This is a genomic window from Trichocoleus sp. Lan (assembly GCF_039961855.1).
In the GTDB taxonomy this organism is placed as follows: domain Bacteria; phylum Cyanobacteriota; class Cyanobacteriia; order Cyanobacteriales; family FACHB-T130; genus FACHB-T130.
Map to the genome: position 1 here is coordinate 126,815 of NZ_JAMPKA010000018.1, position 18,133 is coordinate 144,947.

Annotated in this window: 13 protein-coding genes; 6 read left to right on the top strand and 7 right to left on the bottom strand. The window is 46.2% G+C overall.

The window, feature by feature from the left end:
- Positions 1–80 precede the first annotated feature (80 nt).
- Complete coding sequence (locus NDA03_RS17205) at positions 81–647, bottom strand: hypothetical protein (protein WP_190414457.1); 567 nt, start codon at positions 645–647, stop codon at positions 81–83.
- Positions 648–786: 139 nt separating this feature from the next.
- Here NDA03_RS17205 and NDA03_RS17210 point away from each other — a divergent pair, with 139 nt between their 5' ends.
- Positions 787–1,800, top strand: coding sequence for a hypothetical protein (locus NDA03_RS17210; RefSeq protein WP_348238681.1), 1,014 nt, complete (start codon positions 787–789; stop codon positions 1,798–1,800).
- A gap of 53 nt (positions 1,801–1,853) precedes the next feature.
- Here the strand turns inward: NDA03_RS17210 and NDA03_RS17215 are convergent, their stop codons facing one another.
- The gene (locus NDA03_RS17215; RefSeq protein WP_348238682.1) at positions 1,854–3,872 is read right to left on the bottom strand and encodes an FAD-dependent oxidoreductase; all 2,019 of its coding nucleotides are present in this window, start codon (positions 3,870–3,872) and stop codon (positions 1,854–1,856) included.
- Between the two features lie 785 nt (positions 3,873–4,657).
- Between NDA03_RS17215 and NDA03_RS17220 the strand changes: the two genes are divergently transcribed.
- The 3 genes from NDA03_RS17220 to NDA03_RS17230 all read left to right on the top strand — a co-directional run bounded on the left by NDA03_RS17220 (position 4,658) and on the right by NDA03_RS17230 (position 8,666).
- Entirely contained in the window at positions 4,658–5,473 is an 816-nt protein-coding gene (locus tag NDA03_RS17220) for a DUF4142 domain-containing protein (RefSeq protein WP_348238683.1), read from the top strand.
- A 249-nt stretch (positions 5,474–5,722) separates the two neighbouring features.
- Positions 5,723–7,069: an ATP-binding protein gene (locus NDA03_RS17225; protein WP_348238684.1), complete on the top strand. Its 1,347-nt coding sequence runs from the start codon at positions 5,723–5,725 to the stop codon at positions 7,067–7,069.
- Positions 7,070–7,148: 79 nt separating this feature from the next.
- The gene (locus NDA03_RS17230) at positions 7,149–8,666 is read left to right on the top strand and encodes a tetratricopeptide repeat protein (protein ID WP_348238685.1); all 1,518 of its coding nucleotides are present in this window, start codon (positions 7,149–7,151) and stop codon (positions 8,664–8,666) included.
- Between the two features lie 132 nt (positions 8,667–8,798).
- Here NDA03_RS17230 and lnt read toward each other — a convergent pair whose 3' ends face one another.
- The 4 genes from lnt to NDA03_RS17250 all read right to left on the bottom strand — a co-directional run bounded on the left by lnt (position 8,799) and on the right by NDA03_RS17250 (position 15,604).
- Positions 8,799–10,523, bottom strand: a complete 1,725-nt coding sequence (lnt, locus tag NDA03_RS17235; protein WP_348238686.1) for an apolipoprotein N-acyltransferase — start codon at positions 10,521–10,523, stop codon at positions 8,799–8,801.
- Positions 10,524–10,546: 23 nt separating this feature from the next.
- Complete coding sequence (gyrA, locus tag NDA03_RS17240) at positions 10,547–13,129, bottom strand: DNA gyrase subunit A (RefSeq protein ID WP_348238687.1); 2,583 nt, start codon at positions 13,127–13,129, stop codon at positions 10,547–10,549.
- A 242-nt stretch (positions 13,130–13,371) separates the two neighbouring features.
- The gene (locus tag NDA03_RS17245; protein ID WP_348238688.1) at positions 13,372–14,670 is read right to left on the bottom strand and encodes a chloride channel protein; all 1,299 of its coding nucleotides are present in this window, start codon (positions 14,668–14,670) and stop codon (positions 13,372–13,374) included.
- Positions 14,671–14,932: 262 nt separating this feature from the next.
- The gene (locus NDA03_RS17250; protein WP_348238689.1) at positions 14,933–15,604 is read right to left on the bottom strand and encodes a hypothetical protein; all 672 of its coding nucleotides are present in this window, start codon (positions 15,602–15,604) and stop codon (positions 14,933–14,935) included.
- A gap of 331 nt (positions 15,605–15,935) precedes the next feature.
- Between NDA03_RS17250 and NDA03_RS17255 the strand changes: the two genes are divergently transcribed.
- Together NDA03_RS17255 and NDA03_RS17260 are read left to right on the top strand one after the other, a co-directional pair.
- Positions 15,936–16,151, top strand: coding sequence for a hypothetical protein (locus NDA03_RS17255; RefSeq protein WP_348238690.1), 216 nt, complete (start codon positions 15,936–15,938; stop codon positions 16,149–16,151).
- A gap of 75 nt (positions 16,152–16,226) precedes the next feature.
- On the top strand, positions 16,227–17,147 hold the full coding sequence (locus NDA03_RS17260; protein WP_348238700.1) for a histone deacetylase: 921 nt from the start codon (positions 16,227–16,229) through the stop codon (positions 17,145–17,147).
- Positions 17,148–17,457: 310 nt separating this feature from the next.
- On the opposite strand, the gene NDA03_RS17265 is transcribed toward NDA03_RS17260, so the two are convergent.
- Positions 17,458–18,081, bottom strand: a complete 624-nt coding sequence (locus tag NDA03_RS17265; RefSeq protein ID WP_348238691.1) for a hypothetical protein — start codon at positions 18,079–18,081, stop codon at positions 17,458–17,460.
- Positions 18,082–18,133: the final 52 nt, after the last annotated feature.

Consider the following 18,133-nt stretch of genomic DNA (forward strand, 5'->3'; position numbering starts at 1 on the left):
AATCATCTTCGTTTCCTGTGACAACCAAGCAAAACCAGAGCGGGATTTGGTGCAAAGTTTTGGCAAAATGTCAACAAAACCTAGAAACCCTCTACCAGGAATTGTTCAAAGCGTTGTATAAATCCAACCGCCAGCTGTACCAAAGGCCATCCGACCAAACAAATTAACGCCGAATTGCGAGTGCTGATATCTAACCCTTGGCGGACTGCCACAATCACCGCTAGCAAACTCCAAACGGCTAGCACCCGCTCAAGTGGTTGTCCGAACAAAGGAATCAGCGTTAAGAAATTCAGCACTTGCGGAGCATAGGCAAAGCCAATCGGAATCATCAAATCCCTATAGGTAACGTGATTTGGTTTTCGCCACTCCCCAATCTTCCAAATGGTAAGCGTCCAGAAATAGTAGCCTCCCACAATGCTCATCCCATCAATCAGAAGCGCCAGCAGCATTACGGGCAGCGTTGCCAGGTTAATTAATAAAATAACAGCACTACCCAAAGCATGGGACAGTGCTGCTAAAATCACAATAGTTTGGGCAATTCGATAGGTTTTAGGCGTATTTCGAGCATTTTCATAAAAATTTCCATCTAAAGCAAGTGCATTCCAAAGGGTCGTGCCCAAGCTTACTTTTGATTCCTCGCTGCTCACGTTGAATCCTTACTACTCGCGATTGATGACGACTTTGGATAGGATACTGCCTCAGGGAGCCAATCACCAAAAAAATTCACTTCCTGACCGAAATTAATTGACGTTAAGACAGTAACAGTAAGCAACTAGATATTCTTGAATGCTGCGATTGATTTGGCGGATACTTGTATGGCTTCGGGGGGGAACCTTGAAGCTGTTGCTCCTAGCGGTCTTTATACTCATCATCTGGGGTATTACTTCGCCAGTCGGGACTGTCGTCTGGTGGCTAGGACAAGGAGCAGAAACTTTAGGTTTTAAGAAAAACCAAAGCTCGATCTTGCCACCCAACAATGACTCAAATCCTGCCTCCAAATCCTCCCAAATCAATTGTTACATTGTCTTTTTGACAGGGGTGGGAGATTTTTCTGCCAATGAATTAACACCGGGGGAAGAAGTCTTTTTAGACCGGATTGTTGAGAGTCATCCTAACTGCGTAGCCGTAGGAGATGTTTTCCCATACTCAGCAGAGAACAAGGGTCTAGGAGGACAGCGGTTATTAAGTCCCGTATGGCACTTTGCGAATCGAAATGGTGGGATGGGAATCGCCAGCGTGCTGATCAAAATCCGCAATCTCTGGCGATTTGCGATTTCCGCCGATCCTCGCTATGGCTCTATTTATAATCAGGGGATTGCCAATGCCATCATCGAGCGAATGAATGGTGGGAAGCCGATTTCCCGCACAGAGAGTAAACCGCTTGACATCATTCTCGTTGGAACGAGTGGTGGCGTACAAGTTGCCTTGGGTGCGGCTCCCTATCTGAACCAATGGCTACATCCAAAAATCACTATCGTCTCTGTGGGTGGGGTCTTTAATGGGAGGTCGGGCTTTCAGGCGGCTCGTTTCTATCACCTGCGAGGGAGTCGAGACTGGGTTGAGGATCTCGGCGGTATTGTCTTCCCCTCTCGGTGGCTGTGGAACGTGAGTTCCCAATTTAATCAAGCTCGTTTGCAAGGGCGTTATTCAGCCAGGAGCAGCGGCTCCCACGCTCACGATGGCCCTGAAGGTTATTTTGGTCTAGAAGTTGCTAAGCCGGAGGACATGACTTATGTAGAGTTAACCCTCCAAGAGGTGAATAAACTTCCTATTTGGTCGCTAGAGAAGCCAGCAAAGTAGTCATTGCGAATCGGGAATGGCTATTCCAATTAGCCATTCCCGATTCACAAATATCACTTCCAATCTTCCCAATTCTGGTTGAAAATTGAGGTGTCTGGAAAGACAGTCGGATTGTTATTCTTATCCAATCGACGTTTCAGCGCTTCTAGTTGTGGTTCGGCGCGTGGCAGTTCATCCACTAGCTGATAAGGCGCGATCGCATTTTCTAAGGCAAAAGCGGCTGTCGTTCCAGCAGCAGCCCCCGCTGACCATTCAAAGGAATGCACTCGATAGGCAGCGGCGGCAATATGACTGGTCGCAATACTTTTCCCTGCCACTAGCATATTGTTGATTTTTTGGGGAATCATCGCTCTGAGAGGGATTTGGAACGGATAAGCTTGACCTGCACCCCGTCGTTCACCTTCCCGTTCGGTGTTTCCTGGAGCTTCTGCGGGGCTTTGGGTCATGCAAGGATGGAAGTCAATGGCATAGTGACCAATCCCCACAGCGTCGGGATAGATGGTGGAACGAGTGCGCCGCATGACTTGTTCCGGCGGCTTGGTGCCGCTCAGTACAGACGCTACTTCCAGTCCTGCAAGCGATGCCTGTAGTCTCCGATAGGTATCTGGTGACAATGTTTGACGGTAGTAGTCGTCTTTGTAGTTACGGCGAGAAATATCAATTTCCCAAATGCTAAAACCTTGAGGATAAGCCAAGGTGGGGCGTCCAATAATTCGCCGTCCTTCCCGCATATAAGGATACTTAGATAACCCATGCACCGTTCCCATTGGGGAATCTAACCCACTCAGGTAACGGTTATTGGGTTTCGCCTGCTTAACTCCTGGGCCAAGTTGAGAGTCGGTGGTTCCAGCAACCAGCCAGTGAAAATATCCCAGCGCGTTTTCCTCGCCTTTGCGGAGGGTTTCGGTTCGCAATCCTCCCATCCATTCTCCAGGCTGTAGCTGTCCAGCGGCTTGCAACTGGTCGCGAGTGTAAACTAAGTTATCTTCGGCGTTTCCGGGGCGGTAGTCGTTGCCCCAAGTCCAGTTCTGCATGGAGATGTCGCCGGGAGTGGGCCCCGTATAGGAAAGACCCCCGAATTTGGTTGTTTCTCCAGCTTTAGGACTCCAAATGCGTCGGTAGGTGAAGACTAGCCCAAAGTCCGCTAGTCGCTTTAATTCATAGCTGTAGTAGGGTTCATATTGAGAATAGAACGGTGGCGGGGTATGGGTTTGTGGTTGTTGGGTTGCCTCCATTGCAAAGGTGTAGGTAAAGCCTTGGGTGCAATAGCGATCGCCCTTTTCACTCGACGAAGAAGGTTCGAGGTAAGAACGGGGGTCAATCCCTAGCCGGTAAGGAACGTCAGCCAGGGCAATCAGTTCGCCGGTTTCTGAGGCGTCAACCACGTACCAATTTGGGGCTGCGGGTGCTGGCTTTTTCGCTGGCTGGGGTACAAAGCGCACAATGCTTTTTTCAAACTGAGGCGAGTTCTCGTAGCGATAAGAATCCTCAATCGTTTGCGATAGCGGCAAGGTGTTGAGAGGGGATGCGCCTTTCGCTGGGCGATGCTGGATAGCGATCGCACCTTGAATCAAATTGCCCGCTTGGTCGATATTCAGTTCTTTGATTACCGTCGAGGGAAACCATTTCAGCTTGCCTCTGCCTCTTTTGGCAGCATCTTGCAATTGGTCGTACAGCAGTTTGTGAGCATCGCGGGGAAGAAAGCAGGATTCACTAACCCAACAATCGCCAGGGTTGAGTTCTCCATATTTGCGATTGATTCGCTGTCGCAAGTCCAGGTAGCCGCGAGAATATAACAGCTTTTGCCGTTGGGTAGGGCGTTCATCTAGTGCGGAAGTTCCCTGTGCGGAAATTTGTCCTCCTACCCAGTCGGTAATTTCGGTGAGGCAAACGGTTCGTCCCGCCAATAAGCCTTCGTAGGCAGTCGCGGCACCAGAGAGTCCACCTCCAACAACCAAAATTTCACACTGGACTGTTTGATCGGGGTTTCTAGGGGGTGCTGCAAAAGCAAGTAGAGTGAATGCTTCCAGCAATGTTAAGCCTAGAGTCAGGCTAAGGAGCGATCGCTTCATGTTTAGACGTTTCAGCTTCTACGTATATCTAGCTAGCTCTCCGACGCTACCACTCTCAAATTGTTCATTGCAAGCTTTTCCAGGGGCAGTCAGAACAAGCGATCGCTCTAGCCTATCCCGAAAAGGCGATAAATATTCCTCTACTCGAATCCCCCTGTTGAATTAGATGGCGATTCAAGTCAGCCTCTGCACTTTTCTATAGCTAGCAGTGCAGCTAATTCCCGCTATTGGTAGTGCTTCGGATTTTGATTGCAGTAGCGCTGCGAATAAATCCTAATTTCCTAAGGACTCGCTGAATAAGCCTCTACCTAATGAGATGTTTTTAGTTCTGAAAATCCCTTACTTTAGCCTAGTTTTTAATTTCATTATCCTGTATAAAACCAAACGAAAATAGATTGCTTGCATTTTTATTCTGAAAAAATATTTATCAGGATTTAGTTGCAGTTTAGAGCAATCTAGAAATCACATCTGATAGACACGGCGCTGTAATATGTTTTTTGGAATTTCCAGTGAAGCTACAAAGTAATCTTTAGCAGCAACTAGGGTTTTTAAGAATGAATTGATACGATTAGCTCTCTCGATAAGCAAACATATCTAAAGAGAGAGGTAGTTGAAGAAAGATTAAGCAGTATTAGTAGATGTATACCTGCTCAGATGTAAATGCTCGCTGAGTTGAGAAAAAAAATTTAGTGCATCAAGACTTTCCTAAATTTGTTAGCTCTTTTTTTGGCTAACGAACCTACGGTCAGCCCTAGCAAACAAAAGCATTTCCTGGAGATTTAACCATGATGAAACGAACAACAGCAACTGCTGCCCTTGTAGCAGTTGGATTATTTACGTCTCTGGGCTTCTCAGCCGTAGCTCAGACCACCCGCCCCGTAACGCCATCAACCCGACCGGCAACGCCGTCAAACCGACAGGCAACGCCATCACGCAACAGCCAGTTGACTGCCCTAGATAGGCAGTTTATTATGGACGCCGCCCACGGGGGAATGGCAGAAGTACAACTTGGGCAACTGGCGTTAGAAAAGTCAACCGACCCGAATGTAAAGCAGTTCGCGCAGCAGATGATTCAGGAGCATACACGGGCGAACCAAGAACTGATGCAGTTAGCGGCTCAGAAGGGAGTCACGCCTCCAACTACTCCAGGGCCAAAGTATGAAGCGGCAATGATGCGGCTTCAGCAGTTGTCTGGAAAGAGCTTCGACCAAGCTTATATGATGGAGGGCGGGCTGAACGGTCACTTGGAAAGTGCCGCAGTGTACCAGCGTCAAGTTGGACTGGGACAAGATCCCGATCTGAAAGCTTTTGCTGGCAGAATCTTGCCAAGGGTGCAGGGTCATTTAGAAATGGCTGCGTCGATGACAGGTGCCAGGGTGGCTGAGACAGGCAATGCGATGCCTGGAATGCCTGGAATGTCTGGGATGCAGATGAACCGGGGGATGCAAATGAACCGGGGGATGCAGATGAATCAGGGGGCGCAGACAACCCCGAATATGCAGATGAACCGGGGAATGCAGACAATTCCTGGGACACAGATGACTCCTGGGACACAGACGACCCCAATGCAGATGAACCGTGGAACGCAGATGAACCAGTAACATTGAATCAGTAACATCGGGCAATACTAAAGAGCGATCGCACTTTCCCAAAGGAAAATGCGATCGCTCTTTGCTAGATTTTGAGGAGGGGCGATCCCAAAACGTATGTATGCAAACGGTACTTGCTGATCGCTTTTGTAGATTTTGCCGCAAGACACGATCGGGTTTGAGATGGCACAGCAAATCGCCTAGAATTTGGCTATATGAATTTTTATAGCTCTATTCAGCTACTACAATTAGGCTAACTTGATGACTCCACTTCCTCCGAATCGGACTACGACTCTTAAAGCTGCGTATCGGGTTTGTGATGTACGTCCGCTAGAAGGTGAAAACATTGAGCGATACTATGTTCACCTATCAACGGTACGAAAAACTCAGGCGGTTGAAGATGTTAGCACCATTTTAGACTTTCAAGAAGCTGGCGAATTTACCACACTTTTATTTACAGGGCATAGAGGCTGCGGTAAGAGTACAGAGCTGAGACGAATTAAGAGCCGATGGGAACGTGATTATCGGGTCATTTACTTAGAATCCGATGAAGAAATTGATATTAACGATGCCCGTTATACAGATTTGTATTTGGTGATTATCAAGCTAGTTGAGTATGAATTACGTACTTTGGGTTTAAAGTTTGATGCTCAACTGCTAAATAGCTTTGAGTCCTGGTTTAAAGATATTACTGAAGAGACTGAAACAACTATAGAAAACTCTGTTGGTATAGAAACAACAGCAGAAGCAGGCGCAGAGATTCCTTTTATTGCTAAAGTATTAGCTAAAGTAACTGCTCAAATCAAAGGTTCTGAAAAGAAAAAGATATCAATTAGAGAAGCTTTAGAAAAAGATATTTCTCGCCTCAAAAGTGATATTAATCTTTTGGTTACAGATGGCTATAAAAAATTACGAACTAAATTTCCGCATTCCAAAGGATTTTTGATAATTTTTGACAATTTAGATCGAGTGCCGCCAAATGTTGGCAATCATTTGTTTTTTGACTATGCAGCACAGTTGCAAGAACTACACTGCACGATTATCTACACAGTACCTATTTCTATACTTTATTCAGAAAAAAACCTAAATAACGCTTTCGATAAACCCAACATTGTGCCAATGGTAAATATTTATGAGTTTGAACGAGATCGCGTAGATTTAGACTATAACCAAAAAGCCCTAGACGCTGTTACCAGTTTGATTGAGCATCGAGTCGAAATTGAGGCTGTATTTGAATCGCGCGAACCTTTACTAAATTTGGCAAAAGCCAGTGGTGGTCATGTCCGTCAGTTAATGCAGATGATGCGGACTGCTTGCCAAACGGCTAGCACTCGCGGTCACAATAAAATTACGGTGGAAGATGTCACCTATGCAGTTAAGCAGGAGCAATTTAACTTTGAGCGGGTTATTCCTACAGAACACTATCCTCTCTTAGCTCAAGTGTGCATAAATAAAGATATTAATAAAGATGAGATAGGGCAATTGATGCTATTTAATACATCTGTTTTAGAATATAACGGCAACAATCGGTGGAACTACGTCAACCCAGTGATTAAGCAAATAGATGCCTTCCAAAAAGCTCTTAAACAAAGTCTCCAGTATCCTTAATGCTTACCTAAAGTTATCTGAATTAGCTTTAAATTTCAATAGTTTTATTTCTATAAATCAGCAGCAATTATCTGAACTATTGACATTTATAGATTTTGCAGAAGGTTTTATAATTGGGTTTATAGAAATTAACTTTTCAAAAGATTTAGATACTTTGATAGAAGCACTCAAAAAGCATCCTAAATGCAAAGATATTCATTTTGAGTTGCTAAATTTTAACAACCCGGAACTGCGCTTTTTGAGAGATGCAATAATCCAAAGGCTTCCAAATATACATATTGACCCTGATAAAAAATTAGTTTTGATCCTGCAAGGGTTAGAAAAATCAATTGGGATGTTTGGGGAGTACCCACCCGTGCTACAGGATCTCAACTTTGTTCGGGATTCCTTTTCTAAGAGCGTCCCTCATCCTATCCTTTTTTGCTTACCAGATTATGCGATTACTCGTCTAGCTAAATTTGCACCTGATTTTTGGGCGTGGAAATCAGGCGTTTTTCATTTTAATACAGTTCAAGCTACTAAAGATGATGCCCTTTCCAAAACTCTCCACTCTGATAAAATACTCCATGAATTAGAGTTCACTGAAAAGCAAGAGCGAATTGATTTGTTACAGAGACTTTTGATGGAATACAGCCCTTCCGGCTGTCATGAAAAAGAAGAAGATTTACAGACACAAATTCAGATTTTGACTCAGTTAGGAGAGGCTTATCGCAGCCGAGATGAATTCACAAAAGCGACAGAATACTTGGAAAAAGCACTTAAGTTAGTAAATAAAAATGACGATTTAAAGAATGAAAAAGCTACTGTTCTGTATGAATTAGGAGCTATCTATGCCCTTCATAATCAAAATGAGCAAGCGATCGCCCTTATAGAACAGTCACTCTTAATTGCCAGGGAAGCTGGCAATCGCCTGCTTGAAGTCATAATTCTGTATAATCTGGGCAAGGCTTACTCTTTGTTAGAGCAGTATCAGCAAGCTATTGAGTCTTATCAGAAGTGCTTAGCAATTGCAAAGGAAATCGGTACTCGCAAAATTGAAGGTATAACTCTCAATGATCTCGGTGGTGTTTTCGCTGCTCTAGAGCAGTACCAGCAGGCAATTAAGTGTTATCAGCAGTGCTTGGCAATTGTACGGGAAATCGGTACTCGCAAAATTGAAGGTATAACTCTCAATGATCTCGGCGGTGTTTTCGCTGCTCTAGAGCAGTACCAGCAAGCAATTGAGTGTTATCAGCAGTGCTTGGCAATTGCACGGGAAATCGGCGATCGTAAGTTTGAAGTCATAACTCTGAATGATCTGGGCGGTATTTACGCTGACCTAAAGCAGTACCAGCAAGCAATTGAGTGTTATCAGCAGTCTCTCAAACTGTGCAAATTACTCGACAATCATCAAACCCCGGCAGTAACGTTGCTGATGATTGGGTTGTTATTGGCATATGAACAGGGAGATTTCACCACAGCGCTAACCTACTTGCAGGAATCTTTAGCAGTTTTTCAACAACTCACGTCTCCAGATGTAGAGAAGGTTAGGCAAATCATTGCTGATGTGCAGCAGAGGGCGGATGCTCAAGGAAATTCTATTAGCGGTAATAGATAAAGTTGAGGAAGTAAGCTATTGCTCCATATCTGCAATATTTTTCAAGCAAGAGAATCGGAATTGATTCCGAGCGAGCGCTATTCTTTGCAACTACACTAAGCGAAAAATAAACGGGTAGCGGTAGGGTTGCTATCATCTTCCACGCTGATTATCTCGCCAGAAGATAATGAAGAACCAAGCGATCGCTCCCAACACCAACAAAAAAGGTGTTAACCAATCGCCCCAACGCACATATAAAGTCTGCGTTTGTCGCCGGTAAATGGTGGCTGCGTGTAGCTGGTAAGCATTCATTTTAGATATCCACAAGGTTCTCCCGTGGGGATCTATGATGCCAGAAAATCCAGTATTCGTAGCGCGGACAGCCCAGCGATCGCTTTCAATTGCCCGCATCAAATCTTGAGCGTGATGTTGAGCCATCATTGATGAGGTGTAATGAGCATCGTTAGACGCTGTGAGGATAAATTCCCCACCCGCAGCCGCCTGACGCCGGAAAAGTTCGGGAAAGGCGGAATCATAGCAAATACCCACAATTGCACGCCCAAAAGGTGTATCAAATATTTGATTTGTTTTGCCAGGAATTAGGTGAGCATCGAGAGGAGAAAGTTTGTCAATCAGTTTCCCTAAAACTTTTTCAAAGGGAATAAATTCTCCTAAAGGCACTAGCTTGGTTTTGTCGTAGCGGCTAAAAGTTTCACCAGTACCAGTAATCGTATAAAGACTATTTGTATAATCATTTCCCGCTTCCCCGAAGGTTCCTATCCAAGCAACTACACCTTTATCCAAAATTGCTTGTAAAAAAGAATCTCGAATCCAACTGGGTTGCGTCCATTGGACGGGTAATGCTGTTTCTGGGATTAAAACAGCATCAACTCCTTCGTCAGCTAAAGTTTTGTAGCCACTGGTATAGCCTTCGATGGCGCGACGCCAACCAATCGGATCGAATTTGAGTTTATTGGGAATATTTCCTTGAATAATTCCTACTTTTAATGCGGTTTGGGGAGGTTGAATTAAGGGACGGCTATACAGCCCGAATCCGAGGAGATGTAACCCGATTAATAATCCAGCCGCAATGCTTAAATAACCAGGATGGAGAACGAACCGCCTTAGCGAAGCCATGCGCGTTAGCGCTTTAGGCGAAAAGGATACGAAGGAAGAGGGAGAAGAATTAGTTTCTTCTATTTGTCTTGTGTATTGTTTGCGGTTAATCCATGCTTCGGCAATTAAGCAATTAACCGCTACAATTGCTGCGGTTACTGTGTTAGGACCAGAGATTTGACCAAGGTGTAGAATGGCGAGGTTGTGAGGACTTTGGGTATAAGAAAGGGAAGTCCACCATAGCGATCCAGAACCCCAAAGGCTTTCTAGTCCGCACCACAGAGCAACGCCAATTAAAACGCGAATTAGAGTTTTAAGTTTTAAGTTTTGAGTTTTGAGTTTTGAGTTTTGAAAATTATTTAAAATTGCCATAGCAGCCGCCCAAATGGCAACTAATACGGCTCCCCAAAGGGTGATGAAAGTCCAACAAAAGAATGCGATCGCTAAACTTGCCAGCCAGGGAACCCCTAACCACGTCATCGGGTGAATCCCGGTAATCCAAGATAAGGCAACGCCGTGATAGCCAATCCCCCACGCCAAACCAATTAAAAAGGGAGAATTAAAACTAAAAAATGAAGAAGTTTCTCCTCCTTTTTTAAGCTTCAATTCTCCCTTTTTAAGGATTAAAATCCACAGAGGGGCTAAGGCAATCCAAGCTAGGGGCCATGCTTGGATAGGAGCTGTTGTCACCCCCATCAAGATGCCACCTACCAGAGAAATTAAAAATGCAGAATTAAAAATTAAAAAAGGTAGTTTCTTCATTTTTAATTTTGCATTTTTAATTTTTAATTCTCTACTTCTTCCTCATCATCAGTCGAGTCAGTCGAGTCAGTCGAGGGGGGTACTAAGGCAACAGCAGCGATCGCATCATCTTCATCCAGGCGTTGCACCCGGACTCCAGTCGCCATCCGGGATTGCAGGGAAATCGCATCGGTTGCTTGACGGATGATAATGCCTCGGTTCGTCACCATCATTAGCTCATCGCCTTCATTGATTACCCGCAATGCTGCGAGTCGATCCTTCGGCTTCCGGAACTTCGTCGCCACTAACCCCATCCCGGCGCGATTTTGCAGGCGGAATTGGGAAACCGGGATTCGCTTACCGTATCCACCCATTGTAATCGCCAACACCCACGGCCCTTGACCATTGGTGATAGGGGCGTCTTCACTGGTTGCTTCCAATGCTTCCGCTGCTTCCGACTCCTCACTCTCGACGATCTTCGCAACCACCTGACTTGGCAAGATATCCATGCTGATCAGCTCATCCGCATTGCGGAGAGCCATTGCCCGAACGCCTCGCGTGGCGCGACCGAGGGGACGCAGTTGCTCGTGATTGGTTCTAAAGTGAATTGCCATTCCTTGTCGCGATCCGATGATGATGCTGTCATCGGCTCTCGCTCTTCGCACCCACCGCAACTGGTCGCCTTCTTCCAGGGAAATCGCAATCAAGCCATTTGCCCGAATATTGCCGAAAGCAGACAGTTCGGTCTTTTTGATGTAACCACCCTTGGTCAGCATCACCAGATATTCATCGCTGGTAAACTCTGTAACCGGCACGATGGAGGTGATTTTCTCGTCTCGCGGAATGGGCAGCATTTGCACAATTGGGATACCCCGTGCTGTGCGAGACGAGGCTGGGATTTGGTACGCTTTGAGGCAGTAAACGACACCGCGATCGCTAAAAAATAGAACGCTATCGTGGTCGCAGCAGGTGAGGAAATGCTCTACGCCATCATCCTCTTTCATGCCAGTGCCTTTCTTCCCTCTCGTATTGCGGCTTTGCGCCTCGAAAGTGTTGACTGGCATCCGTTTGATATAACCCTGCTCTGTTAGCAGAATTAAGGCTTTTTCGTTGGCAATTAAATCGGTGTCATCAATCTCACCTTCCGCGTGTTCGATGGTGGTTCGTCGCGGTGTTGCGAAGGTGGTTTTGATTTGCGTCACCTCATTTTCAATGATTTCCAGGATGCGACTTTTGTTCGCCAAAATATCCTGCAAATCGGCAATTTGCGCTTGCAATTCTTCGTGTTCTAAGCGAATCTTTTCAGCTTCCAGTGCTGTCAGGCGTCGCAACTGCATCTGCAAAATCGCATCCGCTTGCGACTCAGACAACCCGTAAGTCTCCATCATTTCCGCTTTAGCGGTTGGGGTGTCGGCGGCTCTGCGGATTAGCTCAATCATTGCATCCAGGTGCAACAGGGCAATCAGCAGCCCTTGCAGCATATGATCTCGCTCTTCTGCTTTCCGCAATTCGTAGCGGGTGCGACGGGTGATGCACTCAATCCGGAAATCTAGGAAAACGGTGAGGAATTTCTTGAGACTGAGTAACTGGGGTTCCCCATTTACCAGCGCCAGCATATTCGCCCCAAAGTTTGCTTGGATGGGCGTTTGCTTGTAGAGGTTATTCAGGACAACGCGGGGATAAGCGTCTCGCCGGAGTTCTACGACAATCCGCATGCCATCGCGATCGCTTTCATCCCGAATATCGGCAATTCCCTCCAGCCGCTTCTCATTCACCATTTCGGCAATTTTCTCAATCAGCGCCGCCTTATTCGTTTGGTAAGGCAACTGAGTGATAATGATTGCTTCCCGGTCAGGACGCCCCCGATGTTCAATGGTTTCTATCTGGGCAACGCCCCGCATTGTAATCGAGCCGCGCCCAGTCGTATAGGCTTCCTTAATCCCAGAAACTCCCAGAATTTGTCCGCCTGTCGGAAAGTCTGGGCCAGGAATATACTGCATCAACTCCAGGTCAGTAATTTCTGGATTGTGGATCAAGGCGATCAATCCAGAGATTAACTCTCCCAGATTATGTGGGGGAATGTTTGTTGCCATTCCCACGGCAATCCCCGAAGAACCATTGAGCAACATCTGGGGAATGCGTGCGGGTAATACCAGCGGTTCTTGCTGGGAACCATCGAAGTTATCCCCAAAGTCTACTGTTTCCGCTTCAATATCCTGGAGGAGAGCAACCCCTGTGAGGGCTTGCAAGCGGCATTCGGTGTATCGCATTGCCGCTGGTGGATCGTTGTCCACCGAGCCGAAGTTGCCGTGTCCGTTAATCAGCGGGTCGCGCATGGAAAAATCCTGCGCCATCCGCACTAGGGCGTCGTATACCGCTGTATCACCGTGAGGATGGTATTTACCCAGCACTTCCCCCACCACACGGGCACATTTGCGGAAAGGTCGATCGTGGGTAAGACCCAGCTCATTCATGGCGTAGAGAATCCGCCGGTGTACAGGTTTCAGACCATCCCTAGCGTCTGGGAGTGCCCTACCAACAATTACGCTCATCGCGTATTCCAGGTAAGACCGGGACATCTCGCTCCCTAAATCCGTGGGGATAATCCGCTCCGGGGAAGTGGTCATACTGTGAAAAAGCTCCAAAAGTATAGAAAAATGGCAGATAATATGCAAAGGCTTGCAATAAGTTCCGCCTTAATTCCAAATAATGACAAATTCTATTAAAATTCTATCACATTTTGGTCTTTATCAGTCATTATTTCAGGCTTAATTGCTGATGGAAGAATGGCGAATCGTTCGTGGTTAATAATGCGTTTTGCCACGAGTCACGAACAATCTTCAATTAGCAATCTTTTAACGGACTGTGGTTACTCTGCGATCGCTTCTTGCTGCGTTTTGAGTTGAGCCGTAATCAGAGGTGCTTTGGGAGCCAGAAAAAAGCCAATCAAACTGGCAAACAAGACAGGCGTTAACGGACTGATGTTCGTTAGTTTCGTCAACAGTAAAGTTGTACTTACGGGCGTCCGCGTTACCGATGCATTAAAAGCCGCCATAACGCAAATCATGGCAAGGGCAGGATTCAGTCCCGGAATCAATAGAGCGATCGCTTTGCCGATACAAGCACCCGTGAAAAAGATCGGGATAATAAACCCACCCCGCCAACCACCCGTGACTGTGATGGAAATTGCCACCATTTTTGCAATCGCTAGCGTTAACAAGAAAGCCATTGAAAAATCACGATCGAGGACTTCTGCTAACTCTTCGTGTCCAAAATAACGGGTGAGGGGGAAAAGAGTCGCTAAAATGCCCAATCCTAAACCCGCAAAAGTCGTCCGTACATAAATGGGGCCGGGAATTCGAGCCAAAAGGCGATCGCATCCTCGAAAAATGCTCATGAACAGCCATCCGGCTACGGCTCCAATCACTCCGTACAGGATCGCCATCGCAAAATCATCAATGTTGTCGAGAGTGTACTGAGGAAAATGCCAAGTTGGGGCAATCCCCAGTTTGGTAATTGCCGCAAAAACTAGATAACTCGCGCAACTCGCCACAATTGCTGGCAGAATTGCTTCGTAATACTCCAAAACGTGTTGATGATGCAAAATCTCTAAGGCGAACATGGCACCGCCAAGGGGTGCGCCAAACAAAGCAGTAAAGCCCGCCGCCATCGCCGCTAAACTCATCGAGCGCAGGTCTTCCCCCTGCAAATTCAAGCGGTCAGCGACCCAAGTTCCCAAAGATCCGGTGACTTGTACCAGCGGTGCTTCTGGGCCAGCACTGCCCCCGGCGGATATGCTCAATAGGGACGCCAGAATCATCGAGGGATTTTTGGTCGCATCCAGGCGTCCGCCGCGAAAGTGGATATTATCAACAAGTACGGCAATTTCACCGGGATTCCCTAGAAAATAAATCACCAAGCCGATTAGCAACCCGGCAAGTGGCATCACCAGCAGTAGAGTCGGCCCTTCAACCCGGTTAAGGATGTGAATCAAGAACTCCAGAACGTTCCAGTACAACCCAGCGAATAAGCCACAAGCAGTACCGAGAACCGTCCAGCGTAAGACCCAGCGTGAAATCATCAGAGGATTTCGCTTTGCCAAGCCAAAAAGTTGAAGAAACCTCCAGCGTTGAATGCGCTCTGGGGGGTTGGGCTTTTCTGGTGACACTGCTATTTCCTCCCTATTGCTGGCAAATAAGTAATTTTTTTGTCTTAACTCTACAAATTGGCATGAAACTTATCTATTTTTAATAATAAATTGAATCAGAGCCTACAAAATACTTATGTTGATTATGCATTCAGTTACAGCGATTCCCATTCGAGTGGAATCTACCTAGCAACGCCAGGTGCAGTATTTTTTTTATATGTGGTCTTGGGGGCGCTTCTTTCTGAATCCCGATCGGGAGCGAAATATAAATAGCGGTGCAGTCCTACCAGCGACAGACAAGCGGTAGCACAGGGCGGAAATCTGCTTGCTGTTGCTGCAACTCCCGATCAAAGCCAAGTTCGAGAAGATACTCCTCTCCAAGGCTTAAATCCACCAAGTTAGCATCGGCGATCGCTTTGAGTTCTGTAGAGGGTTTGTCTGCATAAGGACTCACGAATTTCACGCGAGTAACCTTGCACAAACCCGAAGTATGTTTCAAAGGTTGACTTTTGTTAATCTCAAAATTGTCTGGTCTTTCACCAAAGGACAGATAGAAGAGCATCGGCTCAGTTATTACATTGGAGTTCCTCCCCATAGGAATACTCAACGACTCTGGTAGATATGGTGGATGATACTCCCAGGTTGAGAAGGGAAGACTACTGACCGGATGGGATGTCGATCGCAAACAAAACCCAAATGGGCAAGCACCCCGCTTTCGGTCTACCCATCGTTCCCATATATGTATCCCAGAAATAGGAGTAGATTGTGCCTCTTGTGAGTTGTGTACCCACAGCAATTCCAACATGACGTTATGGAAGAAGAAGCGACGATTGGCTGTACCCTGCCCCGGATGAAGGTTGGGCGTTCCTTCAGTTAAGCCAAAGGCTATTAAACCATCGGCTTCAGGAGCGTCAATATCAGTACAAATAAACAGATGATCGAGTTCAAATGCCATATTCAGGGATGCTGGTGAGTAAGATTTAAATGCAGCAGATAACCTCAAATTTATCAAGGTTCTGTTGCGCCCAAACACAGGCGATGCCTGGAATAGCCAGGAGCTCTACAAGTTATGGGATATAGGAGATAGACAGCCTAGAAGCGATCGCTCCTGCCCAAAACCAATCGGGTAGGCTGACAAAGGCTTGGAGTCACTGTGCAATAGGGTTTTGTCCTCTTGAACAATTAGCAATTAGCATTTAGAAATTTAAGTCTCAAGACAGTGTATGTCTCGCCGCAGACAAGATTAAGCTGAGTCACGTAAGCTAAACCTGTTTGGGCAAGTACGTATGAGTGCTGAAGAACCTAAAGAAGAAAACACGAATCAATCAGACGAAACACTAGAACCAGAAGTGGAGGCAGCGATCGCTAAGATCAAACAGCCTGCGTCAATCAACGAAACTCTGTTGAATGTAGAGCCAGGTGAACTGAAGAATAACCCGGCGGTGGCACCTCAAATGTACAACGAAGGTGAAGATTTGAGGGATGATTTGAAACGGGATTAAGCAAGGTGCAGATAATGCCAGAAAGCATTGATGCTGCCTATGATTGATCCTGGTGTTGCCAACCTTTCTCGGACTATGCTGCCTGTAATCTACTCAGATGAGTTTCTCGATCACGACACGGGTCGATCCCACCCAGAACGACCCGCACGCCTGACGGCAATTGTGAACGCTTTAAAAGCTGCGCCTTGGGCAGCTCAAATTGAATGGCAGCTGCCAACGCCAGTAGAGAACCGTGCGATCGCGCCGATTTTACAACAAGTCCACACTCAACAACACATTGAGAAAGTCCGGCAGATTGCCCAGAATGGTGGCGGATATTTGGATGGTGGCGATACCCTCGTTTCCCCCCGGAGTTACGATGTGGCAATGCTTGCAGCCAGCGCGTGGCTGGATGGGGTAGATCGCGTCCTCGCTACCAATAACCCAGCTTTTGTGCTGGTACGTCCCCCCGGACACCATGCAGAACGCAATTATGGCATGGGGTTTTGTTTATTTTCCAATGCAGCGATCGCAGCCTACTACGCCCTCGAACAACCTAGCATCAATCGCGTTGCTATCCTCGACTGGGATGTTCATCACGGCAACGGCACGCAAAATATTGTAGAAACCCACCCCCAAATTGCCTACTGTTCCTTGCACCAATCTCCTTGCTATCCCGGCACCGGACAAGCTTCCGAACGCGGTATCCACAAAAATGTGCTGAATTTCCCCATGTTTCCTGGCAGCACAATCACTGAATACCAACCGCTTTTTGAGCAGAAGATTGTACCCTTTTTAACCAATTTTCAGCCAGATTTGCTGATAGTCAGTGCTGGTTATGACGCGAATGCAGATGACCCATTAGCTAGTATTAACCTGCAACCGCAAGATTATGGGTTATTTACCGATTATTGTCTGCAAGTAACTCGTCGCATTGTTTTTGGTCTTGAGGGCGGTTATGACCTCTCATCATTAGCGAAATCTGTTCTATCGACGATTGAGCGATGTTTAGTATAGGCTTTTGGCGCTCAGTTTTTGCCGCTTAAAATAGGACGGAGGACTGAAGGGTGAGGACTGAGTAACTAATCGTTTAAGTAGTTTAAACTCAGGGTCTTTACTTATTCTTTTTTCCAGCCTATCGCTCCTAAATGAACGCCATTTATGTAAGATTAGTGTTAAATAATTTTCAACCACTAGGAGCGATCGCGATTACTCTCCAGGCTGTTTCCCACTAGCAAAACTTCTATTGTCGAGGTGGGTAATCGCAAATTATCTTACCATTACCCGCCTGAACTGACTAATTTAGCCGCAGGGAAACTGATACAAATTACGCAACTTTCTTGGTACGCTTCAACTGGAAAACAGTACCAAAAGCACCCACTACGATCAGACTCATCGTAGATGCAGGTTCCGGGACGGTTTGCGTATCTGGGTCTGGGGGAGTGACGACCACCTCGGAGTCAGAATCACACTTGCCGACAGCCTGGGACTGTGTGTCTGTAGTTTTTTCCCAAACTAGAGCATCACACCCGGTTTCGTTGTCTTTATAAGTTTCAAATGTAAGGGAGCCGTTAGGAAGAGTAGGTGGCATATCGTATAGGTAAAAAGCTCCAGCGTGCATACTCTTAACGGACTTAGAAACTGTATCAAATTCAAATTTAAATAAAGATGATAAAGTTGAATACTGTTGTTCGACTTTCCCCTGTTTTAAAAATGAAATCTTAAAAGAATTTAATTGATTTTTGCCGATTGTTCCTGAGTAAAGGGTGTCATCATAACTAAAAGAACCTAAAATCGTATACTCATCATTTCCAGCAAAGCTAAAGTTATAAAAACTGGCAGCTTCAGAAGGATTAGACAAACTAAGAACAGTAGCAGTAGCAATAGTGGCTGCAATCGGAAACGTGCTAGTAGCAGCTAACGCTAATTTCTGTATGATGTTAGATGTCATTCAATTCTCCCTGAGCGATTCACGTTTGTCATTACGTTTACTATTAAACTGT

Bases quoted from the DNA above. Each gene is read 5' to 3' on its own strand.
- NDA03_RS17210 (WP_348238681.1), top strand. From the start codon at position 787: ATGCTGCGATTGATTTGGCGGATACTTGTATGGCTTCGGGGGGGAACC.
- NDA03_RS17215 (WP_348238682.1), bottom strand. From the start codon at position 3,872: ATGAAGCGATCGCTCCTTAGCCTGACTCTAGGCTTAACATTGCTGGAA.
- NDA03_RS17220 (WP_348238683.1), top strand. From the start codon at position 4,658: ATGATGAAACGAACAACAGCAACTGCTGCCCTTGTAGCAGTTGGATTA.
- NDA03_RS17225 (WP_348238684.1), top strand. From the start codon at position 5,723: ATGACTCCACTTCCTCCGAATCGGACTACGACTCTTAAAGCTGCGTAT.
- lnt (WP_348238686.1), bottom strand. From the start codon at position 10,523: ATGAAGAAACTACCTTTTTTAATTTTTAATTCTGCATTTTTAATTTCT.
- gyrA (WP_348238687.1), bottom strand. From the start codon at position 13,129: ATGACCACTTCCCCGGAGCGGATTATCCCCACGGATTTAGGGAGCGAG.
- NDA03_RS17250 (WP_348238689.1), bottom strand. From the start codon at position 15,604: ATGGCATTTGAACTCGATCATCTGTTTATTTGTACTGATATTGACGCT.
- NDA03_RS17255 (WP_348238690.1), top strand. From the start codon at position 15,936: ATGAGTGCTGAAGAACCTAAAGAAGAAAACACGAATCAATCAGACGAA.
- NDA03_RS17260 (WP_348238700.1), top strand. From the start codon at position 16,227: ATGCTGCCTGTAATCTACTCAGATGAGTTTCTCGATCACGACACGGGT.
- NDA03_RS17265 (WP_348238691.1), bottom strand. From the start codon at position 18,081: ATGACATCTAACATCATACAGAAATTAGCGTTAGCTGCTACTAGCACG.